This window comes from Flavobacterium reichenbachii, from assembly GCF_002217435.1.
Taxonomy (GTDB): domain Bacteria; phylum Bacteroidota; class Bacteroidia; order Flavobacteriales; family Flavobacteriaceae; genus Flavobacterium; species Flavobacterium reichenbachii.
In genome coordinates, this window is the sequence record NZ_MUHF01000010.1 from 23,249 (window position 1) to 48,512 (window position 25,264).

Consider the following 25,264-nt stretch of genomic DNA (forward strand, 5'->3'; position numbering starts at 1 on the left):
TATTTAAACTATATACTATAAATGTCAATATATAAAAAAATAGCGATTTGGGTAATATCTTTGTTTATGATTGTGATTTTGGTCAATATCGGACTGAATTACTGGATCAAAAAACAGCTTCCGATTATTATTCACGAGAAAAACAAAACAGCGTATAATATCAATTATGAAAAAATCGAAGTTTCACTTTTTTCTCAAAATATCTATGCCGAAACAGTATTAGTAAGTCCAAAAAATGAACCTAAAGACAGTAAAAACGGACTCTTTTCTAAAATTGAATCAATTACAATTAAACATTTTGATATTTGGGATTTAGCTTTTCGCGATATTATTCAGGCTGAAAGTATTATCATCAATAAACCTCGTGTTATTTTATACAAAAAAGGAGAGAAACTTATCAATGACAGCAAAAGCATTAAAAATGAAATTGTTGATCCTTTCCGAAAAATTATTGCTGTTTCTAATATTTATTTAAATGACGGAACGGTGGATGTTGTCTCGCTTGATACCGAAAAGCCTATTTTCAGCATTAAAAAAATCATTTTAAAATTAGAAGGTATTTTAATAACGGATACTACTCTAAAAGAAAAAATTCCGCTGCAATATAAAAGTTACGCTTTAGTTATTGACAGCTTATTTTACAGACCAAGTGCATTCTATCATATTAATATTGGAAAAATTAGCACTGAAAATAACTTCCTGAAAATCAATAATTTCTCGAATATTCCTCAATTTGACAGACCAAATTTTGTTAAAAGACTAGACAAAGAAAAAGATATTTATACTTTAAAATTTGATTCGGCACAAGTCTCAAAAATGGATTGGGGTTTTAAAAATGACCGCTTTTACTTCAAAGCAAATTCGTTAGTAATCAATCATTTTAATGCAAATATTTATCGAGGCAAAATGCCAAAAGACGATTTAAGCAAAAAATACCTTTACAATCATCTGCTTCGAAATATTAAATTTCCGCTTCAGATTGACACATTGCAGGTTTTAAAATCGAAATTGGTTTATGAAGAAGAAAAGGATTTTTCTGAAGGACCCGGAGTTCTGAATTTTGATAAATTTAATCTGCAGGCCACCAATCTCAGAAGTGGTTTTGGTTTGAAAAAAACTGCTGATGTAAAGATTAAAGTAAGATGCATTTTCATGAAAAACTCACCTTTAAGTGTAGATTGGAGTTTTAATGTTTTGGATAAAAATGATGGTTTTCACATTCAGGGCGCAATTTCAAATTTTGATGTTGCTGCCATGGGACGATTCAGCAAACCGTATATGAAAGCTTCGTTTACAGGAGTTTTCAATAAATATAGTTTTAATTTTTATGGAAATGATAATATTTCAAAAGGAAATGCTTCTTTGGATTATGATGATCTAAAAGTTAAATTATACAAGAAGAAAAATCCCGAAAAAGAAGCCAAACTTAAATCGGCAATTGCAAATTTACTTGTCAAAAATGACTCTAAAGACAAAGCAAAAAATGCTGATGTTGAACTGGAAAGAATTCAGGAAAAATCATTCTACAATTTTTTATGGCGAAGCATTGCGGAGTCTTTGAAGAAGATTTTGATTTAGATTTTTCGCCGCGAATTCCACGAATTGACACTAATTTTTATCTGCATTACGTTGAAAAACAATTCGTGCTCATTCGTCGAATTCGCGGCAAACTTTTTTAAACAAGTTACTAAAACGAATATTTCATCTGTATTGAACTAAAATTAATTCGTGCACATTCGTGGAATTCTTGGCAAACTTTTTTAAACAAGTTACTAAAACGAATATTTCATCTGTATTGAACTAAAAATAATTCGTGCTCATTCGTGAAATTCGCGGCAAACTTTTTTCTAACCATATATTCCCAAACCTGACAATTATCAGTTTTTTAGAAATTTATTTTTCCAACATTTGTTTTTATTTTAATCTGAAAACAAATGACAAAAAAACCCTTACATACTTTTCATATTCCGGTAATGGGACTTGCTTACACCATAGACAGCCCCATAAGAGTGGCACAGTACGGTATTTCGTCTGTTGTTTCCATCGCTGATGATGATTTGATTGAAAAAATGCGTAATTTTTACAGTAATAAATTCAATATTCCCTACGAAGAAATCACTCAGAAATTTCATGATTATCGTGCTCAGAGAATTACATCTTACCTAAATCTAGTCGATAAAATTGTAAAAGAGAAGTTCGAAAATTTTAAAACTGAATTGGCAGAAAGCAAAACGACATTAGAAAACTTTATGTCTATGCTGCCCAATACTTCTGATATAAAAAAAGGGTTCCAAAATTTATTAGACGACGGAATTACTTTTAAAGAAAACATTCAGAATTATATCGAGTCGCATCTCTTTCCCGGAGAAATCGATGTTAACATCATGACAAAACTGGACAAGGATAATTTTATTAAAGAAGAACAGCTTCCTATTGAATTTAATGATGCTCATGCTGCCCTAAGAGGTTTTGCAAACAGCGGTCTGCAATCTTCTGTTGTGCTTTCTGCCGGAATGAATCCAAGACTTTACAGTTATTTTGAAAATTTTAAAGACTTTTTTCCAGATGAAAATAACGAGCTGAAAAAGAAAATAACCTTAAAAGTCAGTGATTTTAGATCGGCTATGATTCAGGGAAATTTCCTTGCCAAAAAGGGACTTTGGGTTTCAGAATACCGTATCGAATCGGGATTAAACTGCGGTGGTCATGCCTTTGCTACCGACGGACTCTTAATAGGCACTATTTTAGAGGAATTCAAAGAAAAAAAAGAGCAGTTGATACAATCTGCCCACGAATTAATGATTAAAGCGCTACAGCTAAAAAAGCAGCATTTTCCAGAAAGTCCTTTAGAATTAAAAATTACAATTCAGGGCGGCGTCGGAACTGCAGAGGAACATAATTTTTTATTGGACGAATATAAAGTTGATTCTGTCGGATGGGGTTCTCCTTTTTTATTGGTTCCCGAAGCTACATCTGTAGATCAGGAAACACGAAATTTGTTAATGAATGCCAAAGAAGATGATTTTTATCTGAGTAATATTTCGCCATTGGGAGTTCCTTTTAATACTTTGCGCGGTACTACAAACGAATTTTTGAAACAAAAACGCATTCACGAACATAAAGCAGGAAGTTCGTGTCCGAAGAAGTTTTTAGCTTTAAGCAAAGAATACGATCCTCACGGAATCTGCACGGCTTCAAAAAAATATCAAGACCTAAAGCTGGAAGAATTAGAAAGCAGAAAAAACACTTTATCTGATGCCGAATTGGAAAGAAGTAAAATTAAAATAACCGAAAAATCATGTTTGTGTGTTGGCTTGGCAAATGCTTCTTATCTGGAAAATAATATTAGAATAAAAGGCCAGGCACAAGGCGTGGTAATTTGTCCCGGGCCAAATTTGGCTTATTTTGATCAGGAAGTTTCTTTAAAAGATATGCTGCATCATATTTATCACGGAAAATCGATAATAAGAACAGATGAACGCCCCAATATATTTGTAAAGGAATTAAAAATGTATGTTGATTATTTTAGAAATGAAATTCAAACGATCTCTGGTGAAGTTACTGCCAGCCAGTTAAAGAAGTGGAATTCTTTTAAAGCCAATATTTTACAAGGAATTGAATATTATCAAAATCTGTTTTCTTCTACTCTTTATTTTAAAAGTGATGAAGAAAAAATCCAAAATCAATTTGATTTTTATAAATCAGAATTGAATGCGATCCAGATTCCAACACTAGAATTAGTATAAAACAAAACGCCGATTTAGAAATTCTAAATCGGCGTTTTTAAATATTATAAAGTAAAATCTATTCTTTTTTCTTTTTACTGTCAATAACAGCACCTGTTCCAGTTCCTACTGCAGCTCCGGCTAAACCACCAATTATAGCACCTTCACCTTTTTTCTTACTGATGATTGCTCCAGTTGCAGCTCCTACACCGGCACCAATTACAGCTCCTTTAGCAGTTGCGCTCCAGCCTTTCTTTTTGGTAGTTGTCGTTGTGGTCGCAGTAGTACCGTTTGCAGCCTGCTGATGTACTACCACAACTTTTTCTTTTTGAGATTCAACTTTTTGCTCCTCTTTTATCTTAGCCATTTCAGTTTTCATTGAATCTATTACACGTTGTTTGTTAATCTCAACTTTCATTGAATCAATAGTGGCTTGTTTGGCTTTATTTACATCTTCCTTGCTTTGATTTTGACAAGAAGTTAAAAGAATTGCCGCTAATATTATATATAAGCCTTTCATGATTGTAGTTTTTAAAATTATACACTACAAAATACGGAATAACTGTTATATTGTTTATTACAGAATTTTTTAAAAATTTTATAAAATTAGAAGATTTTGTGTTTTCTCGCAGACTTTTAATTTAAATCTGAATGGTTAAATCTCGCAAAGTCACGAAGACACAAAGTTTATTTGCCACAGATTTAAAGAATTAAAAAGATTTCAAAATACGTTGAAATTTTTCCCGCTGACTCTGCAGATTTAGGGGATTATTCTTTGAAAAACTTTATCAAAAAATTTGCTAAATCTGCAGAATCAGTGGGAAACAAAAATTTTGCGTTTTCGAACTTCGCGAGATTAATTAACCCTTATTTCTCTAAAATTCCTTTTTTTAGAATTTGACCAAAGTCATACATATCTTCATAAGAACAATATAATGGAACTGGCGCAAGACGAATTACGTTTGGTTCACGCCAATCGGTAATAACACCATTTTTCATTAAAAAATCAAACAAACTTCTTCCTTCTCCATGCAAAAAAACAGAAAGTTGAGAAGCTCTTTCGGCTGGATTAGAAGGCGTAATTATTTCAAAAGAACCTTTTACTTCCTGATCAATTTCGTGTAAAATAAATTCTAAATAAGATGTAATATGATCTCTTTTGGCAATTAAAGCATCCATTCCAACTTCTGCAAACATTTCTACAGAAGCCAAATACGGCGCTAAAGACAGTACGGGCAAATTACTAATCTGCCATCCATCTGCTCCATGAACAGGATCAAAAGTGGGTTCCATTTTAAAACGGCGTTCTTTATTATGCCCCCACCAGCCTGCAAATCTTGGTAAATCTGAATTGTGGTGGTGTTTCTGGTGAACAAAACATCCCGAAGCATTTCCTGGTCCGGAATTCATATATTTATAACTGCACCACGCTGCAAAATCTACATTCCAGTCGTGAAGTTCTAATTTGATATTGCCGGCGGCGTGTGCCAAATCCCAGCCTACTTTTGCTCCTGCTTTTTGTCCGGCAGCAGTAATGGTTCTAATATCGAAAACCTGTCCGGTATAATAATTTACTCCACCAATTAAAACCAAAGCCAGTTCTTCGCCTACTTCTTCGATTTTTGCCAAAACATCTTCTAGACGAATGTTATGCTCACCTTCTCTTCTTTTGATTTCTACTATGGCATCTTCTGGTTTTAATCCATGAAAATGTACCTGACTCTGAAACATATATTGATCTGACGGAAAAGCTTTTTCTTCGCAGATAATTTTATAACGTGTTTTTGTAGGCTTATAAAAAGAAACCATCAATAAATGTAGATTTACGGTCAAGGTATTCATTACCGTAACTTCTGACGGAAGTGCTCCGACAATTTTACTCAACGGTTCTGCAAATCTTTCCTGATAATCCCACCAAGGCTTTTCGGCATAAAAATGACCTTCGACAGCTAATTCTGCCCAGTCGTTCATTACTTCATCAATATAAGCTTTGGTACGTTTTGGCTGTAATCCTAAAGAATTTCCTGTAAAATAAATAACGCGTTTGTCATTTACTTTAGGAAATATAAATTGTTCCTGATAATGGTTTAATGCATCTTGGGCATCAAGCTGTTTCGCAAATTCGCGAGTATTTTGAAAAGTCATTGTGTTTTTGTTTTGTCTGCTAAAATAACAAATTTTGTTTGTTTTGTTTCACGTTTGAGGTTTCATGTTTCAGGTTTCAAGTTTCATGTTGATATGCTTTGTGGATGTACCGCAAAGTTCGCAAAGCTTCGTGTTCTTTTTGATTTGTCAAACATAAACCGAGCAAAAAATCCTTGCGAACTTTGCGTTTAAATTTCACAACGAAAGTGAAACTTGAAACCTGAAACGTGAAACCTGAAACCATTATAAACAAAAAACCCGACAGATTTTAATACCTGTCGGATTTGTATCTAAAATTAATTCAGATTATATAATTAACATTGCGTCTCCGTAAGAATAGAATTTGTATCCTTCTTTGATCGCTTCATCGTATGCTTTTTTCATTAAATCGTGACCACAGAAAGCAGAAATCATCATTAATAGTGTTGATTTTGGTGTGTGGAAATTTGTGATCATACAGTTTGCAATACTAAAATCGTGAGGAGGAAAAATAAATTTATTTGTCCAGCCCTCGTAAGGATTCAAAGTATTTTGAGACGAAACAGAACTTTCGATTGCACGCATAGAAGTTGTTCCTACTGCACAAATACGTTTTTTCTTCGCTTTTGCTTCGTTTACGATATCGCAAGCTTCTTGATTGATAATCAATTCTTCAGAATCCATTTTGTGTTTAGATAAATCCTCAACCTCAACAGGGTTAAAAGTTCCTAAACCAACGTGTAAAGTTACCTCAGCAAAATTCACTCCTTTGATTTCCAATTTTTTCAAAAGGTGTTTTGAAAAGTGTAAACCAGCAGTCGGCGCTGCAACAGCTCCTTCTTCTTTTGCATAAATAGTTTGGTATCTTTCAGCATCTTCTGCTGTAACTTCTCTATTGATATATTTAGGAATTGGAGTTTCTCCAAGTTCTGTCAATTTGTTTCTGAATTCTTCATAAGAACCATCGTATAAGAAACGTAATGTTCTTCCGCGAGAAGTTGTATTGTCAATTACCTCAGCAACAAGCGAATCGTCATCACCAAAATAAAGTTTATTTCCAATACGGATTTTTCTAGCCGGATCAACTAAAACATCCCAAAGACGCTGCTCAGAATTTAATTCTCTTAATAAGAAAACTTCAATTCTTGCTCCTGTTTTTTCTTTATTTCCATACAAACGTGCAGGAAAAACTTTAGTATTGTTAAGAATTAAAACGTCTCCGTCATCAAAATAGTTGATAACATCTTTAAACATTTTATGCTCTATAGTTTGTTTTTGACGATCAATTACCATTAAACGAGACTCGTCTCTGTTCTCTGCTGGAAATTCAGCCAAAAGTTCTTTCGGTAAATTGAAATTGAAGTGTGATAATTTCATATTGAAGTGTAAGATTTTAAAATGTCAATTTTAGATTTTTTTATCTAAAATTGTAAATCGTGTGCAAATATACGATTGTGAGATAGGCGTTGTCAAGTGTTTTGCTGTTTATTTTCAAAAGTCGTTGATTTGCTAACGTTTAGAGTTGTTTAAAAATGAAGTTTGGGCAATTTTTTTCATCATATAAGTTATATAAGTTCATTTTAATTTGGATTCTTCTAAAATTGATAGTGTTTTTATTTGGCTAAAGCCAAAAAAAGCACAAAAAAACCTCCAGTTAAAACTGGAGGCTATACAATTACGCTCATTTTATTTAAATGAACTTATATAACTTATATGGTTTCAAAAAAAATTATAATTCTGAAACTTCGAAATTCAATTCTTTTAAGTCATTCCAAAAATCTGGGTATGATTTTGAAACTACTTCGGCATCATCAATAATAATTGGAACTTTAATTGCCAAAGGCGCAAATGCCATTGCCATACGATGATCGTTGTATGTAGCGATATGCACATCGTGATTAATAGTTGAAGAAGGCAGTAAAGTCAGGCTGTCATTAGTTACCGAAATATTAGCTCCTAATTTTGTAAGCTCAATTCTTAAGGCTTCCAATCGGTCTGTTTCTTTAATTTTTAAAGTATGAAGTCCCGTCAAATGACATCCAATTCCTAAACCTAAACAAGTAACTACAATGGTCTGAGCAATATCCGGCGTATTGTTCAATTCAAAATTTACATCCTGATACTTAAATCCGGCTTGTTTTTCCAAAGTCATTTTATTGTTTTGGAAAATTGTTTTCACTCCCATTTTTTCATAAAGAGAAACTAATTCTGAATCTCCCTGCAGACTGTTTTCTTTGTAACTGCTCAATGTTATTTTTGCTGCATCGGCAAGCGCGACAAGACTAAAGAAATAAGAAGCTGAACTCCAATCTGATTCTACAACCATTTCTTTTGACTCAACAGTTTCTTTTGGATAAACTTTGATTACATTTCCTTCAAAACTTGTCGAAATATCTAAATCTTTCAAAAGAGCCAAAGTCATTTTAATGTAAGGAATTGAAGTAATTTCTCCTTCTAAGGTCAATTCTAAACCATTTTCTAGTTTTGAAGCCACTAATAAAAGTGCCGAAATATACTGACTGCTTACATTTGCTGCCAAAGTTACTTTTGAAGCCGTAACTTTTTTTCCTTTAATTTTTATAGGAGGATAACCTTCTTCTTTTTGGTATGAAATCTCAATGCCTAATTGTGCCAAAGCCTCAACCAAAATTTTAATCGGACGTTCCTGCATTCTGCTTGAACCGGTCAAAACAACATCTCGGCCTTCGTTTACAGCAAAATAAGCTGTTAAGAAACGCATTGCAGTTCCCGCATGATGTATGTCTACAATTTCGTCATTTCCTGCAAGAGCTTTTTGCATGACTTCGCTGTCATCTGAGTTTGAAGTATTTGCTAAAGTAATATTTGGAAATAATGCTTTTAGTAACAATAAACGATTGGTTTCGCTTTTTGATCCTGTAATATTTAGTTGTGAATCATCAATAATGTATTGCGAATTCGTGCTTAATTTTAAATTCATGATATTAGTTATGTGTTGCAAATTACGAGTAACATAATTCGAACGCGCAATTTACCACTCCTCATTCATAATTCAAAATCAGCATTTAATATTTCACAATTATTTCAATTTATCATTGTTTTTATGACGATCTTTATCTCTAACCGATTTTAAATCCATTTTTTTGTCAAAAGCAGCTTGTAAATCAATTCCGGTTTGGTTGGCAAGGCAGAGCACCACAAAAACTACATCGGCAAGTTCTTCACCCAAATCTTTATTTTTATCACTTTCTTTTTCAGACTGTTCACCGTAACGGCGGGCAATAATTCTGGCAACTTCACCCACTTCTTCCGTAAGCTGTGCCATATTGGTTAATTCATTAAAATAACGAACTCCGTGTTCTTTTATCCAGGTATCAACATCCAGCTGTGCATTTTTCAAATCCATGATTATATTTTTTTAAGGACAATTTTTTCGTTTTGACTCGCAATCACTTTCTGGAAAAGATCTTTTAATCCTCCGTACTGATCTGCCGCAAAAATACAATTGTTAATCTCTCTTGAACAACTAATTTGAATTTTGTTTTCGTCCTTTACAATATTTAGAACATAAATTATGTCTTTACTTTCGGATACTATTTTGATCGGATTTGGAGTAGACTCCACTTTATATCCTTCGGGAATATCTATTATAATATTGTGTTTTTCTTGTGACGGATATCCAAAATAAATGGGATTCTGCCGTTTTTCCTGATTAAATGGATTCTTTGATCTTGTAAAAAACAACAACGGGTTTATAAAAATCTTATCTCCAATAATTTCTGATTGATTTTCTGATTTAAAAGAAAATGTTTCTAAAATAGGATCGGTTAAATTCGTTTTTTTGTTTTCGACATGATAATCTGAAATCTTCAAATCTCCTAACTGCTGTTCTAATTTCTCCAGATAGCTCTCTTCATTTTTTCCTGCATTATTGATTCTGAAACTATAAGCATCATAATATGATTTTTGAATTCTGGCCTGACCGTCCATTTTACCCAAAGCATCTATTTTGATCATTAAATTTGAATAATCTCTTGATACCGCTTTTGGCATTAAATCAATTTCTTTTGAAGTTCCGATATTTGTGATCAATCTGCCTTTCCAGTTTAAGACATTTAGCGGCAGAACGTCAGGTGATGTAAATTTATGCGATGCATCTAACAAAATTTCTTTTCCGTCAATTTCTACTGCTGCAATTACATAGTTAAATCCTGTTCTTGTTGGATAAGCAGGAATTCCATTATCGATAGTACTTACCAAAACCGGATTTGCTTCTATTCCGGCAAGCTTCAGCATATTTATTAAAATAAAATTGATTTCTGCGACATTGCCCGTTTGTTCTGTATATGCTTTTTTAATTCCTTTATCGGTGTAGCAATCGTTTACTTCATTCCAATTCATTTTATTCTGAACGAATTTAAAGATAACATTCATTCGATCAGTTTGAGACTCTACATTATTAAGAATCAGCCTTAAATCTTCGAGTAAAAAATTCTTTTCGTTTAGTTCTTTTCCGAATTTTTCGCTTTTAAAAATATTAAATGCCACTCCTTCCCAACTAATGGTAAAATCTTTGTCCGGCTTATCTGGATATCGGATTCTTTCGAGTTCGTGCTGAATTGTGCCTTTATAATTATCCAAATTATTTATATAAGGCTCATTTATAAGCGCTGGAATATCTTTTCCTTTGTATGTCGTGTTAATCTGTCTGTAGGTAAGGGAACTAGTCTGATTGTGTTCATTCTCATAGGTCTGACTTCCGTTTCCTAACTTTGCATCTGTACTTATAGGATATTGCCCGATTAGTATTGGTTTATAAATATAGACTTCCGGAATCTCTGTTTTATATTCAAAATAATTTACGGGTATAGCATACTGCATTTCAAAATCGGGAAATCGCACCAGATTTTCAGACTTTAAAACATACTTATATTCAATGATAGAACCTGCTTTTACATTGGGCAGCGTTATGACTTTCTCGTTCCAGTATTTATTTATTTTCTTTTTAAAAAGACCTTGGTTTTCGAGTTTTGTCTTTATAATTTTACCATTTTCCAAGTTATATGTAACTGCATCAGAAAACTCTACACGTTCTTCGTTCATATTTTCGTAACCGACATAAAATCGTACTTTTTGGTCGGCCCACTGCAATCCTTCTTTTTTATAAATTTTAATTTTAAATTCGTAAACATGGTTTGCGGCAAAACCAGCATCTTTGTTATAGGTAAAAAAAGTTCTTCCCTTTTTATACAGAATAACAGCCGGTGCGCTCGTATCTTTCGGAAACGTTTTTTCCTGAAGTTCCGCAACAGTTACCTTTCCTAATTCATAAGTTTGAGCATTTGCTTTTACAAAAGTAAAAACCAGCATACAAGAAAGCAGAATTGAACGTAAGATCATATTATATCCTCTTTAAAACTATTTTTTCTGTCTCTTTTGCAATCATGGTTTTGTAATATTCTTTCAGCATTTCGTATTGGCTTATATTTACGATTCCCTCATTTATCTGGTGGCTGATAATAATCTGCAGATTACTTTCGGTTGCAGCACAGTTAAACTTAAATGTTCCCAGATTATCCTCCATAACCAAAACCGCAGGCTGAGGCAGTGTTTCTACAGAAAACCCTTCAGGAATTTGAATTGTAATGTTGTATTTATCTAAAAATGGAAAACCAAAATCTACCGGATATTCTCTAACATCCTGCGTAAACGGATTTTTACTGTTTGTAAAAAACAACATCGGATTTACATAAATCTTTCCGCCAATAAGTTCGCATAAATTGCTTCCTGTAAAAGAGTACGTTTCTACAATTGGAAGCAAAATATCTTTTTCGTTGGTTCTGCCATAATCGCTGATTTCTATTTTATTATTTCTGTTTTCGAGTTTTTCCAGATACTCTTCTTCTTTAACAGAACTAATATTATCTCTGGTAATCATGGCATTATAATCTGTACATTGTCTTCTGGTTTTACCATTTACTTTTCCGTCAGCATCTATACTGTAGGTTAAAAAAACGGTATCTGTAGAAAGTTTTTTCGGCATCAAATCAACTTCGTCAGAAGTTCCGTCTTTTCTAATCAGTCTTCCCTGCCAGTTTAAAGCTCTAAATGGAAGAATATTTGGTGACGAAAACTTATCTGATGCATCCAATAATACATTCCCATTAGGAGTTTCAACAGCTGCAATTACATAATTAAAAGCAGTTCTGTTAGGGAATAATGCGATTCCGTTTGAGCGCGTACTTACTAAAACCGGATTTGCAGTTAAACCTGCATAACGAAGCATTGCAGTAAGCATTAAATTAATGTCGGCAATATTTCCCGTTTTTTCTTTATATGCTTTTTTCACACCATTGTCGCAGCTGTAACCTGTGTAATCATTCCACTTAACATTATTTTTAACGTGATTTAAAATGGCCAGTATTTTCTCGTCGTCTGAATTTTTACCTTGCAGCAAAGCTTTTAAATCATTTTCAAAATAGCCTGTTTTGTTTAATTCCGGACCAAAATCTTCATAATTATAAATCGTTTTAACTACAGAATTCCAATCTGTAGAAAGTGGTTTCATCGGCTCATTCGGAAATTTCACCATTGCCAGCTCATGCTGAACACTAGAAGTATAATTGTCAATATTATTCACATACGCTTCTTCTTTCATCGCTGGAAAATTTTCTCCAACGTAGGTTGTCTGAGTTTCAGAATAGTCCACTTTATTTGAACTGTAACTAGTTTGACTAGATGTCCAGCCGCCACCAGATCGTTCTTTGGTTGTAAATGTTATCGATCTTTCTGCTTTTTCTGAGGTCATTTTAGGAAAAATATATCCTTTCTGCCTTGGATTAAAGACATAATATTCTGGAACATAAGTTTTAAATTCTGAATAATTTACAGGAATACTGGTCTGAAAATCCCACTCTCTAATTACATTTCCGTTAGGATTTCTGATTATATATCTGAATTCTATCACAGAACCTTCTTTTACATTGGGCATGGTGATTTTTTTCTGCGATCTGTATTTACTTATAACCTCATCAAATGTTCCTTCTGATTTCAGTTTGGTTTTTTCAATTTTACCATCTACCAGATTATAGGTTACAGCATCAGTAAACGAAACTTTCTCAGAAGATCCAGAAGCGCTGTAGTACCAAACTCTTTCGTTTGCCCAGTTATAACCTTCTTTCTTGTAAATTTTTATTCTGGCTTCTACTTCTGTCACCGTTATAAAGCCATCATTCGTATCATATTCGATTTTTGCTTTTCCTTTTTTGTACAAAATTGCCGCGGGTGCAGCAGAATCTTTAGGATGTACTTTCTGCTCCAATTCGGCAATAGATACTTTTCCTAATTTGAATTCCTGAGCTGTAATTTCTGAAGCAAGCAACAGCAGGATTAGCAGGCTAAAATTTTTGATGGTTTCCATTTTGTTAATTCTTGGTTAGTATAATTTTGGCGTTATCATTTTTAGAAATCTGCTCCAAAAAAAGGCGGTATTCATCATATTCTTTATTAGAATATTTTCCTTTATTAAGAAACATAGATCTCTTATAGGTTAGTTTATTATTTTCTCTTTTAATGACTTCTGTTTTATATTCTCCAAACTTGTTTTTTACTTCAAAATTTGAAGGCAGAAACTCTATTGAAAAACCTGCCGGCAGATTTATTTCAATTTCATCAGTATCCAAATAACCGCGCTGAATTTGAAATGGATTTTTTCTGTTTCTGATACGTTTTGCACTTTGATTGTTTTGATTGAAAGCATCTAATACAAAAATCATTTTATTGGCCGAAATTGTTCCGTAATTTATTGCATTAACCTGAATCTCTTCTGTAAAACGGACATTCTCTTTGTCATTGGTAAAGGTTATTTTTCCCAGTTTAAGATTATTGATATTATCCCAATATTCTTTATAATGTGTTTCTTTTTCTGTTGGCTGTAACGCTTCTACTCTTGATTTTGAACTGTATTGACTTCCTTCTGAAATTATGGCTATAGAACCTGAAAAATTTCCGTTTTCGTCGATTGTGTATACTCCTTTGTCTTTTTGTGTATTTCCAGAATCTTCATAAATCTTTGTTCTCACAATTTCTCCTCCTTCTGGCTTAACAACCAAAACGTATCTATCATCTGTAAAAGTGCCTTGATATCCAAACGGATCATCTTGACTTGTACATTCCAGCCATGTATAAGTATTGCCTGTTGGTATTGCCAAGATCATATGATTTCCCTGCATGGAAACAAAATCAGACTGAATATCCGATTTGTAACGATCTCCGTATAAAATAGTATTGTAAGAAGGAACATCAACTGCCTGCAAAAGTGCTTTTGTATAATTTGATAATGCTTTACAATCTCCATACCCCAAACGATCCACATCTGAAGCCTGCATAGGTTTCCATCCTCCTATACCCACAGCAATGTTTACATATCTTGATTTTTTCTGCACATAATCGTAAATGATTTTTGCTTTCTTTACAGGATCTTTTTCATTTCCTACAAGTGCTTTTATCTTCGTTTTGGTTTCTTCGGGCAGAATTGTAGTTCCGGTTAATATTTTATCGCCGTACCATTTACCAAATGCTTCCCAAGTTGTGGCAGTTCCGTCAACGCCTTCAAGATGAAAACTTTCCAGACCCATCATTACTTTCGGAAAAAGATCAGAATAAGAAGGACTGTAATCCTCTTGTTTTTGTGCCAGAATATTTAAAACTTCATAAGAGAGTTTGGTATCTGTGTCTAATGTTCTTTTTATATTGAAATTGGCAAATTGAAATTCTTTCTTTTTGAATCCGAGATTGTTTGGGAAAGTCACATTTAAAACACTTTTTTCAACACTTAAATAATATCCACTTAACGGATACCATTGCGGAATAAATGCTGTATTTGAAGTTTGAACTTCGCAATTATAAACTATTGTAAAAGGATATGCAATAGGAGTGTAATCTAAATAAATAACACGATTGTCTGAAAAAAGTGTACTGCCGCTTACCGCGCTCTGATCTCTAAAATCTTTTCTTTTGATTTTCTTGATTTCATTTCCAAAGGAGTCATAAATAACAGCCTCAATTCCTCTCACCGAAGTTGTTTTATCATAATGCTGAAAAGCATCCATCTCGCCTATTCCTTTTTCATTTAAAACCGTAACTACTCGTTGTGTTTTGATATTCATATCTCGCTGAGATGAAATAACAATATCAATTTGATTGAGACGAACTACAGCATTAGCATTGTCTTTAAGGCTGTCCGAAATTATAAGACTCGAATAATTGTTTTTTTGAGCGGAAGAAATTAAGGAAATTAAAAGAAAAAATAACGCAGAGTAAAGGTTTTTCATTAGTAAGTATTTTCGTCAAATATATATTTATTTTTAGAAATCCTTAACAAATGTTTATTAAATTTTATTCCCTGTTTTTGCTGTCTATCAAAATTGTTACAGGACCGTCATTTAACAGATTAACTTTCATATCCGCACCAAAAACTCCAGTTTGCACTTTTTTATTGAACTCTTTTTCTAAAGACTTTACAAAATTCTCATACATCGGAATTGCAAATTCTGGTTTTGAAGCTTTTAGGTAAGACGGACGATTCCCTTTTTTAGCAGAAGCATGAAGTGTAAATTGACTTACCACAATAATATCGCCGTCGACATCCTGAACAGAGCAGTTCATAACATCATTCTCGTCACCAAAAATTCTCATTTTAATGATTTTCCCAACAAGCCAGTCAATATCTTCGGGAGTGTCGGCATCTTCAATTCCGACTAAAACCAATAATCCTTTTTGAATGTCTGCAACAATTTTAAAATCAATTGTTACTGATGCCTGAGAAACTCTTTGAAGAACTATTTTCATAGTAATGGTGAATTGTAAATTGTGAATTGTGAATTTATTTTACTACGAGTTTTTGCTTTGTGGTAATTATTATCGATGCCAAAATTTTATTTATTTCTATAATATCAGATTTTATAGATTGAAACTGGATTTGATTCAAGTAATCAGATTGAAATAATAATTCTAACCAATAATCTGTTTCATTAGCTTCTTTTTGAGCAATTGCAAGTTTATGAATAAAGTCTTTTTTACTTTCTGCTTGTTCCGATTCTCTAACCAATGCTCCAATTGCTGTTCCGCTCCTAAGTAATTGTTTACTCAGAATAAACTCTTTTTTTTCGACATTTAAAAATTGAAATAATTTGATAATCCGCAATGCAAAACTGAACGATTTTACTTTAATTACATTCTCAGTCATAATTTACAATTAACCATTTACAATTCACAATTATTTCCTCATTTCATCACTTGCTTTTCGATCTTCATCGTAAGAATCTGTACGGTAATTTTCGTCATCACCTTCTAAGATTTTTAAATAACTGTTATATCGCGACCAAGCGATCTCGTCTTTTTCTAAAGCTGCTTTTATGGCACAGTGAGGTTCTTCTTTATGGAGGCAGTTATTGAATTTACATTGATCTTTTAGTTTAAAGAATTCAGGAAAATAACCGCTGATTTCTTCTTTTTCCATATCAACAATTCCGAAACCTTTGATTCCCGGCGTATCGATAATTTTTGCATTAAATGATAAATCATACATTTCTGCAAAAGTGGTGGTGTGCTGACCTTGCTTGCTGGCTTCTGAAATGTTTTTGGTTTTAAGATGCAGAGAAGGTTCCATGGCATTTACCAAAGTAGATTTACCAACACCAGAATGTCCCGAAAACATACTTACTTTTCCGATCATCATTTCTTTTAATTCGTCAACACCTTTCATTTCTGTTGAAGAAACACGCAGACATTTATAACCAATTTGCTGATATACATACTGCATATACAACTGATCTTCAAGAGTTGGCTCGTCAAAAGTGTCTATTTTATTAAAAACCAAAATTGTTTCAATATTATAAGCTTCGGCAGTAACCAAAAAACGATCAATAAAATTAAAAGTAGTTGGAGGATTATTAATTGTAATCAATAAAAAAACGCGATCAATATTGGAAGCAATAATATGCATTTGATGCGATAAATTTACCGATTTACGAACGATGTAATTTTTTCTTTCGTGAATAGTATGAATCGTTCCCGTAACAGCATCCGAAGTTTCTTCTAAATCGTAATCTACAATATCGCCCACAGCGATAGGATTGGTACTTTTTATACCCTTCATCCTAAACTTCCCTTTCATACGGCATTCTATAAAATCGCCTTTTTCAGATTTTACAGTGTACCAGCTTCCTGTAGATTTATATACGAGTCCTGTCATTCTTTAATTTTAGATTTCTGATTTTAGTCCCGATACCGAAGCTTCGGTACGGGATTAGATTCTCATTCTTTAGAAGACTAAAAAATAAAAGGCAAAATTACGTTTTTAGAATTGAACAACGCAACTTCGCCTTTTAAAATTAAAATCTATCTTTTGAATTTCTTACCCTTACCAAACAATTTGAGCCAAAATTCCATTTTCTTTTATTTTGCCTAACTGAATTGTTTTTAGAATTCTGGAAGTTTTACCTGCTTTGGTCGTATAAATTTCGACCATTAATGTGGCAGGACCGCTTTCTGTCAATTCGGTTTCACCAAAATAATTGGTTTTAATCAAATATTTACCTTTTACTGCGTTTCGAATTAAATACTGCTCTGGGCCATAACCTTCAGTAAAATCTTTAGAAAATCTTGCGCCTGCTCTTGTTGTTTTGTGACTGTAATAACATTCTTCTCCTGTTGGCTCAATAACATGGAGATCTAAATCAACATCCATCAAATTCCAGTTCAGGATAATTCTAATATCAACTGGCATTTTCTGAAGATATTTTTTGGCTAATTTTCCGGTTTTAATACTGCTGTGCGATGCCATAATGCGGTTCATATCCATCAAAATAATATCTTCAACCCCTTCGTACTGTCCGCTCATTTCACCGTAATAATTTACTTCCAGCGCTTCAATTAACTCATCAAAAGCTTCCTGATGTTTTCCAGAATCTTCAAGAGCCAATGCATAATCTCTCAGACTCTGCGGTTCGTGTGCTCTCCATTTTGCAACCTGTTCTGCTGTGTACAATGCATCTTCATAACTTTTCCATTGACGTAAAGTATAAGTCAGCGTTTTGTAAAGCTGGTGATTTTCTAATCCCAAATCGGCAATATTACTAATGATTTGCAATGCTTTTTTCACATCTCCCTGGTTGTAGAAAAAGTGCGCTACATCAAAATAAAAACTAGGATTTTGTTCCTGTGATTTTCTTAACTCAAAATACAAATCATATTGTTTTTCTTTTGGAGCTTTGGCTAATGCTTTTAAATACAATCGGTCCGGGTTCCAGATTTTCGTTTCCGCTTGAGATTCATTATTGTCAACATGTACAGTATCTGCAACATGCTCTGCCCGAACAATTATTTCACTCATTCTATCGTCATCGCGACCAAATGAAACAGTTTCAGTTTTATTTTCAATTTTACCTTCAGTTTTATCTTTAAGCGCTTGGGATACATCTTCTTTTTCTGAAAGACTTCGAGACGAGATAGTCTGCATAGCAGAGGTCTGCACTTCTCGTTTTTTTGTTGCATATCCTACGATGACAACTTCTTTTAAATCATCAGATTTTTTATCTCCATCTCTAAAAGTTTGGTTCTCTGAAGAATTAGCCACTACAGGTTTCACATATTTAACCTGATCTGCTTGCGGAGCTTGTGGCGGTGTTGCCTCTTGATATACATTGTTGTCTTCCATAACCATATTCGCTGCTACTGAATGAACGAGCACGTCTACTGTTACAATTGCATCAGGATCTCCTTTAATCGTTTCTACAGCTTCACCTCTACCTCGTGGCGCCGGAGCGTATCTTGTGTGCTTATATTTAGATGAAATTTTCTGACCGGCATATTTCACATTTCTTTTCCACCATCCGCTTAATTCTTGAAAATAACTATCAATATTCTCCCAATTATTGGTTTGCTTAGCCAGATTAATGTCTTGTTCTTGTTTTCTAATTCGATCAAACTCTGCTCTTAATTCTGCCGGCGGTACAATGTCATACGAGATATAATCCAGAAGACTTTCTAAAACAATCAGCGAAGTATTTTTGGTTACGATTCCGTATTTCTTTCCTAAAACTTCAATTTCATCTGCATTTTTATCATACTGCAATTCCAGATTGGCTATTTTTTTCTGTGCCCAAAGTTTTTCGATATTGATATCAGTTGTATTTTGAGAAACAGCATCCAGAGAGATTTTACGTTCTAAAACGACTTCATTATTATAACCAAATAACAATGTAATTTCATTTTTTGGATTTAATGAAATTCCGGAAAAACTAAAATTTCCTGAAACGGAACTTCCTTCCATCGGAAACAAATCGGTTACAGTTAAATTCTCTTTTATGCCTAAAAATTTCAAATTAGTATTTGTCAGTTTATCCAAAGCGGTTTTAGGATTGGTCTGATTTAGATTGATAAAATTACCGCCAGTTTTCGTTGATGAAAAATTCAGAAAAGCAAAATCTGCAGAAACCGAAGATGTAATGGCATAAACCGGCCTTTTCGTTTTTGGTAAAACATTCTCGCTCAAAGAAGATAATCCATCAGTGAAAAATAAATATTCATCTTGATTGTCAAAATTCAATTGCGAAAAACGAGTTCCTCCATCGTATTTTACTTTTTCTAAAACTGCTTTTAATTCGGCCCAATTTCCATCAGCAATCACAAATTCTCTTTGTTTCTGAAAAGTGTAATTAAGAAAGTATAAAGTAACTTTTGTATTTTTTATTTTTTGAAGATAGGAATCCAGCAAATCCAATTCCTTTTTCAAATCGCGGGTTTGACAGCTTAATGAATTATCCCAGATCAAACCAATTGAATTTGGTAATTTCTTAGCTGTTTTAACTCCATCCACAAAAGCATTTCCGTAAAAATAATATTGCCCGCCCACATTCTGAGTTACAACACTTGAAACATTTTGCTGTATCGGAATTTTAAAAAGTAATTTCTCAGAAGGCTGATAATTTTCTTTTTTTAATGAGGCCTGAAACGTCTGATCCCATTTTGAAAAAACAATTTCTTTTTCAGAATCACCCGTTACGGCCGGTTTTTCTTGAATTCCCAAAACCGAAACATTCAAATCAAATTTATCCAGCTTTTTAGGATAACGGCTGACCAACTGATACGCCAGATTATTTTTATCAGATGCACCAAGTTCTTCCTCATAACCAATAATTACGATACGTTCGCCATTTGGCAATAATGGATAAATTCTCGTTCTAAAATTATTCCCGTCGACTTTTTCCAGCAGTCCCGGATCAACACGACGATGTTCAATAGCTTCAAAAACCTGTTTCCCTTTGTTTTTGTCTACAGGAACAGCTTCTCGCATTTTACCGTTGATATCAATTGCATATCGCGAAACCGAAACATTTTCTGGCAGCGGAAAAATAAGTTCTGCTTCCATCTGACGATCACTAGAATTAAAAAAATGCATTTCGGCAGTAGTATAAGCAATATTTCCGACCACTTTTACATTAACAATAAGCTGGCTCATTCTGACTTTTTCAGCCTGATCACCTTTTACGGTTAATTCTGGACTTTGTGCAAAAGTTTTTGTTCCTAAACAAAGCAGAACATAAAATAATAATCCCAAACGGATTTGAAAATTCTCTGGCTTAAACATTTTTGGTTTCATGACTCGAAAGTTAAGATTGTATATCTTTATAGAGATCAAAAGAAACAAAAAGGTTGGGAAGAAAAAACTTTATTTTAAAAAAAACCTCCAAAGCCTTACAGCAATGGAGATTTAAAAATTTTATCACATCAATGATATAAGAAAATTTAAGTTCTACGTATAAAGAAAACTTATAATACTTATATCACTTATATGGTTTAGAAGAAATTATGCGTTGAAAATTTTCTCTTGGTGACCAATACTTTCCTGGTGAATTGCTTTAAACATTCTCAAAACAAACTCTTCAGTAAGACCTTTTTTCTCACCTTCCAAAATCATTTTCCCTAAGATTTCGTTCCAACGGTTGTTTTGAAGAATCGCTACGTTTGCATCTTTTTTCACCTGACCAATTTCGTCAGCCACTTTCATACGTTTTCCTAACAACTCTAATAAGTTAGCATCCAAAACATCGATGTTAGCTCTAAGTTTAGTCATTTTTTGAGTGTACTGATCTGTAGTATCATCTGTTTTTCTGATCGTCAAATCTTTAATGATTTGTTTCAAAACGTCTGGAGTAACTTGCTGCGCAGCATCAGACCAAGCGTTGTCCGGATCGTAGTGCGTTTCGATAATCATACCGTCGTAGTTCAAATCTAAAGCCTCTTGCGTTACTTCAAAAATCATTTTACGATCTCCTGTAATGTGAGATGGATCGATAATTAATGGTAAATCAGGGAATTTATTTTGTAATTCGATAGCAATCTGCCACTCTGGAATATTTCTGTATTTTGTTTTTTCGTAAGTAGAAAAACCTCTGTGAATAACTCCTAATTTTTCGATTCCAGCCATGTGTAAACGCTCAACACCGCCTAACCATAAAGCCAAATCCGGGTTTACAGGGTTTTTAACCAAAACGATTTTATCAGTTCCTTTTAATGTGTCCGCAATTTCCTGAACCGCAAAAGGATTTGCAGTTGTACGAGCACCAACCCATAAAACGTCGATATCATGTTCTAAAGCCAGTTTACAGTGCGCTGCAGTCGCAACTTCAGTACCCATTAATAAACCAGTTTCTGCTTTTGCTTTTTGCAACCATTTTAAACCAATTTCACCAACACCTTCAAATCCTCCCGGACGCGTTCTTGGTTTCCAGATTCCAGCTCTGAATACACTAACTTTTGAATCTTTTAATTCGTGAGCAATTTTCAATACTTGATCTTCCGTTTCTGCACTACAAGGTCCAGCTATCACAAGTGGGTGATTTAAATTGAAATCTTCTAACCACTTTCTCATTTCTTTCTTATTTTCCATCTTTATTATAGTTTACTTTTTAATTGTTAATCCGTTTAATATTTCCTTAATTTTATTGGTACTTTCCATTTCTTCAAAAATGGCGTCGTAATTTTCATCTTTCAACAAATCCCTAAACCGACTGAGATTTGAAATGTATTCTTCTAATGTTTCAATAACATGCTCTTTGTTTTGCTTAAAAATTGGTGTCCACATTGCGGGCGAACTTTTTGCCAGACGAACCGTACTTTCAAATCCACTTCCCGCCATATCAAAAATATCCTGTTCGTCTTTTTCTTTATTCATGACTGTTTTTCCGAGCATAAACGAACTAATGTGTGACAAATGCGAAACGTAAGCAATATGTTTGTCGTGTGAAGTCGGATCCATGTATCGAATTCTCATTCCGATTTCTGCGAAAAGTTTTAATGCTTTTTCCTGAAGTTTAAAGGTAGTTTTCTCTACTTCGCAGATAATATTCGTTTTCCCTTGAAACAAACCTTTTATCGCCGCCGAAGGTCCTGAAAACTCCGTTCCCGCAATGGGGTGTGTTGCAATAAAATTTCTCCTTTTCGGATGACTTGCAACTGCTTCACAAATTGGTTTTTTGGTTGATCCCACTTCAAAAACAATTGTTTTATCACCCGCTGCATCAAGAACTTTTGGCAAAAGTGTCATCGCCACATCTACAGGAACCGAAACAATGACAAAATCGGCTTCTGCAAGATCTTCAAATTTTCCTGCTTCGTCGATAACGCCTAAATCAATTGCTTCCTGCAAATGATTCTCATTACTGTCAATTCCAAAAATAGTTGCTTTCGGATGCTTCTCCTTGATGTCCAGCACCATCGACCCTCCAATTAATCCTATTCCTATTACGTATACTTTCATATCTTTTTAAATCCAAGTTTTAAAAAAGTCTTGGCTCTTGCTTCTAAAATCTATCTATAGCTTCCTGTACTTTTTCTTCTTTCACACACAATGAAAATCTGATATATCCTTCACCGTTGCTCCCGAAAATAGTTCCCGGCGTGATGAAGATGTGTTTCTCATATAATATTTCGTCAATGAATTTTTCTGAAGATTCGATTCCTGCCGGAAGTTTCGCCCAGACAAAAAGTCCAACGCCTTCTTTATAAACTTCGCATCCTAATTTCTCTGCTAGTTTTTCTGTTAATTCTCTTCGGCGTCTGTAAATTTTATTTTGATCTTCGAACCATGATTTATCACAATTCAACGCTGCGATTGCACCTTTTTGAATTCCGTAAAACATACCGCTGTCCATATTGCTTTTAACTTTTAGGACTGCATCGATAATTTCAGGATTTCCTAAAACCATTCCGACTCTCCAGCCAGCCATGTTGAACGTTTTACTAAGTGAATTCAATTCTAAAGCCACTTCTTTTGCGCCTTCAACCTGTAATAAACTCATCGGATTATCATTCAAAACAAAACTATACGGATTGTCGTTGATCAATAATATATTGTGTTTTTTAGCAAAAGCAACCAATTTTTCAAATAACGCTAAACTTCCTCTCGCTCCTGTCGGCATGTGCGGATATCCCAGCCACATAATTTTTACTTTCGAAAGATCCAGTTTTTCTAAAGCTTCAAAATCCGGTTCCCATTTATTTTCTTCTTTCAAATCGTAATAAACCGGAACTGCTCCAACCAAATTAGTTACCGAAGTATAAGTCGGATAACCTGGATTCGGAATCAAAACATGATCGCCTTCATTTAAAAAGGCTAACGAAATGTGCATAATTCCTTCTTTCGAACCCATCAAAGGCAAAATCTCATTATTAGGATTTAACGCAACACCAAATTGATTCTGATAAAAATCGGCCATCCCTTTTCTCAATTCCGGTAATCCCTGATAGCTTTGATAACCATGTCCGTTTTCATCTAAAATTGCTGCAGCGACTGCTTCAATAACTTCTTTTGACGGACTCAAATCAGGGCTTCCAATTCCCATATTGATGATCGGTTTCCCTTCAGACATTAGTTGACGAACTTCTCTCAATTTTGATGAGAAGTAGTATTCTTCAACTGTATCTAATCTTTTTGCTGTTGTAATCATTTTTTTCTATTTTTTGCTTTAGGCTTTAGGCCGTAAGCTTTATGCTCTTTTTACTTTTATTTTTGCTCTAGACTTTACGCCTTAAGCATTACGCTTTTTTGACTTTATGACTTTCGACTTTTCAACTTTAAGACTAATCTAAGACTCACTCAAAGGTTTTGTATTCTTATATTCTCCCAGAACTTTTAAATATTCTGCCATTATATTTAATAACGATTTTGCTTTTGCGAAATCTTCGTATTTCTCGAATGTCACGTCTACGAAAAATGAATATTTCCAAGGTGTTTCAATTTTCGGAAGCGATTGAATTTTTGTTAAATTCAATTTGCAGTCGCTCATTACATTTAAAACCGCCGCTAAACTTCCTCTTTTATGATCCAATTCAAATTTGATTGAAGCTCTGTTGATTTCGTTTTCTGGCAAAAATGAATTTTGCTTTTTGATAATCACAAAACGAGTCATATTGTTTTTGATCGTTTGAATTTCTGGCGCGATGATTTCTAAATCATACATTTCAGAAGCTGTTTTACTTGCAATTGCTGCAATTCCTGTCAATTGTTTTTCCTGAATTCTTCGCGCTGTTTCAGCTGTATCTTTGTCTTCAACCAATTTAATGTTCGGATATTTTTTCAGGAAATCCATACATTGCAAAATTGCCATTGGGTGAGAATGAACTTCTTTTATGTCTTCAATTTTCTGACCTTTCAAAGTCATTAAATTTTGGTGGATGCTTAAATAATGCTCGCCAATAATATGCAAATTATTCTTGTCAATCAAAGCATAATTCGGAATAATCGGTCCTGCTATCGAATTTTCAATCGCCATAACTGCCTGATCCGATTTTCCGGTAATAAGGCTGTCAATCAATTCTTCAAAAGACAGACATTCATCAATTTCCACGTTTTCAGAGAAATACTCTTTCACAACCTGATGATGAAAAGAACCTTTTATACCTTGTATTGCAATTTTCGTTGTCATATATTCAAAAAAAAATCCTGATTTTCATCAGGATTGTATATTAGTTTTATTTGTCTTTATATTTCTCAAATAACCATAGCACAATCCTGACTTCTACTAAAGAAGAAATAAAAATTGTTGCTAAAATAAAAACGGTTAGATGCCATTTTGTTTGTGTTATTATTTAAATTCTCTGCGAATGTATAAATTATTTTTACCGCACCAAAAAAAATAATGCATTTTATGAAACAAAAAAGGATTTCTTAACAAATTTGGCAGGTTTTGTATGATAATATAAAAATACGGACTTAAAATGAGATATTTACAATCAGTTTTTGAAGGTTCTGAGATTCTGAGATGCTAAGGTTCTAAGATTTGAAAAAGTCTTTGGTTATAATTGCGCGGGAACTTTTTTTGAATATTGTTTATTTTATATTCAATTATAATCAAACATAGCCCGTGGTTTCA

The 25,264-nt window shown here is 33.6% G+C and carries 18 protein-coding genes; 2 read left to right on the plus strand and 16 right to left on the minus strand.

The window, feature by feature from the left end:
• Nucleotides 1-21 precede the first annotated feature (21 nt).
• Nucleotides 22-1,578: a hypothetical protein gene (locus tag B0A68_RS10155; RefSeq protein WP_035681937.1), complete on the plus strand. Its 1,557-nt coding sequence runs from the start codon at nt 22-24 to the stop codon at nt 1,576-1,578.
• Nucleotides 1,579-1,934: 356 nt separating this feature from the next.
• Nucleotides 1,935-3,746, plus strand: a complete 1,812-nt coding sequence (locus tag B0A68_RS10160) for a hypothetical protein (protein WP_035681935.1) — start codon at nt 1,935-1,937, stop codon at nt 3,744-3,746.
• 58 nt (nt 3,747-3,804) lie between these two features.
• Here the strand turns inward: B0A68_RS10160 and B0A68_RS10165 are convergent, their stop codons facing one another.
• The 16 genes from B0A68_RS10165 to B0A68_RS10240 all read right to left on the minus strand — a co-directional run bounded on the left by B0A68_RS10165 (nt 3,805) and on the right by B0A68_RS10240 (nt 24,817).
• Nucleotides 3,805-4,245 (minus strand): YMGG-like glycine zipper-containing protein, encoded by a 441-nt coding sequence (locus tag B0A68_RS10165; RefSeq protein WP_035681932.1) that lies wholly within the window; start codon nt 4,243-4,245, stop codon nt 3,805-3,807.
• A gap of 347 nt (nt 4,246-4,592) precedes the next feature.
• Complete coding sequence (kynU, locus tag B0A68_RS10170; protein WP_035681930.1) at nt 4,593-5,870, minus strand: kynureninase; 1,278 nt, start codon at nt 5,868-5,870, stop codon at nt 4,593-4,595.
• A gap of 306 nt (nt 5,871-6,176) precedes the next feature.
• Nucleotides 6,177-7,226: a tRNA preQ1(34) S-adenosylmethionine ribosyltransferase-isomerase QueA gene (gene queA, locus B0A68_RS10175; protein ID WP_035681928.1), complete on the minus strand. Its 1,050-nt coding sequence runs from the start codon at nt 7,224-7,226 to the stop codon at nt 6,177-6,179.
• 352 nt (nt 7,227-7,578) lie between these two features.
• Nucleotides 7,579-8,808 carry a 3-phosphoshikimate 1-carboxyvinyltransferase gene (aroA, locus tag B0A68_RS10180; RefSeq protein WP_035681926.1) on the minus strand — a complete coding sequence of 410 codons (1,230 nt, stop codon included), beginning with the start codon at nt 8,806-8,808 and terminating at the stop codon, nt 7,579-7,581.
• Between the two features lie 99 nt (nt 8,809-8,907).
• On the minus strand, nt 8,908-9,234 hold the full coding sequence (locus B0A68_RS10185) for a nucleotide pyrophosphohydrolase (RefSeq protein WP_012022600.1): 327 nt from the start codon (nt 9,232-9,234) through the stop codon (nt 8,908-8,910).
• Between the two features lie 2 nt (nt 9,235-9,236).
• Nucleotides 9,237-11,228, minus strand: a complete 1,992-nt coding sequence (locus B0A68_RS10190) for a DUF3857 domain-containing protein (protein WP_035681924.1) — start codon at nt 11,226-11,228, stop codon at nt 9,237-9,239.
• 1 nt (nt 11,229) lies between these two features.
• Nucleotides 11,230-13,248 carry a transglutaminase domain-containing protein gene (locus B0A68_RS10195; protein ID WP_035681921.1) on the minus strand — a complete coding sequence of 673 codons (2,019 nt, stop codon included), beginning with the start codon at nt 13,246-13,248 and terminating at the stop codon, nt 11,230-11,232.
• A 4-nt stretch (nt 13,249-13,252) separates the two neighbouring features.
• Nucleotides 13,253-15,160, minus strand: coding sequence for a DUF3857 domain-containing protein (locus B0A68_RS10200; protein ID WP_035681919.1), 1,908 nt, complete (start codon nt 15,158-15,160; stop codon nt 13,253-13,255).
• Nucleotides 15,161-15,224: 64 nt separating this feature from the next.
• A complete protein-coding gene (dtd, locus tag B0A68_RS10205) occupies nt 15,225-15,677 on the minus strand; it encodes a D-aminoacyl-tRNA deacylase (RefSeq protein WP_035681916.1) in 453 nt (150 codons plus the stop codon).
• Between the two features lie 34 nt (nt 15,678-15,711).
• On the minus strand, nt 15,712-16,074 hold the full coding sequence (locus tag B0A68_RS10210) for a four helix bundle protein (protein WP_035681913.1): 363 nt from the start codon (nt 16,072-16,074) through the stop codon (nt 15,712-15,714).
• 30 nt (nt 16,075-16,104) lie between these two features.
• A complete protein-coding gene (gene rsgA / locus B0A68_RS10215) occupies nt 16,105-17,082 on the minus strand; it encodes a ribosome small subunit-dependent GTPase A (RefSeq protein WP_035681910.1) in 978 nt (325 codons plus the stop codon).
• A 168-nt stretch (nt 17,083-17,250) separates the two neighbouring features.
• Nucleotides 17,251-20,490: a VIT domain-containing protein gene (locus tag B0A68_RS10220; protein WP_035681908.1), complete on the minus strand. Its 3,240-nt coding sequence runs from the start codon at nt 20,488-20,490 to the stop codon at nt 17,251-17,253.
• Nucleotides 20,491-20,697: 207 nt separating this feature from the next.
• Nucleotides 20,698-21,780, minus strand: coding sequence for a bifunctional 3-deoxy-7-phosphoheptulonate synthase/chorismate mutase type II (locus tag B0A68_RS10225; RefSeq protein ID WP_035681904.1), 1,083 nt, complete (start codon nt 21,778-21,780; stop codon nt 20,698-20,700).
• Between the two features lie 12 nt (nt 21,781-21,792).
• On the minus strand, nt 21,793-22,650 hold the full coding sequence (locus tag B0A68_RS10230; RefSeq protein WP_035681902.1) for a prephenate dehydrogenase: 858 nt from the start codon (nt 22,648-22,650) through the stop codon (nt 21,793-21,795).
• A 43-nt stretch (nt 22,651-22,693) separates the two neighbouring features.
• Nucleotides 22,694-23,839, minus strand: a complete 1,146-nt coding sequence (locus B0A68_RS10235; protein WP_035681899.1) for a pyridoxal phosphate-dependent aminotransferase — start codon at nt 23,837-23,839, stop codon at nt 22,694-22,696.
• A gap of 138 nt (nt 23,840-23,977) precedes the next feature.
• Complete coding sequence (locus B0A68_RS10240) at nt 23,978-24,817, minus strand: prephenate dehydratase (RefSeq protein ID WP_035681896.1); 840 nt, start codon at nt 24,815-24,817, stop codon at nt 23,978-23,980.
• Nucleotides 24,818-25,264 lie beyond the last annotated feature (447 nt).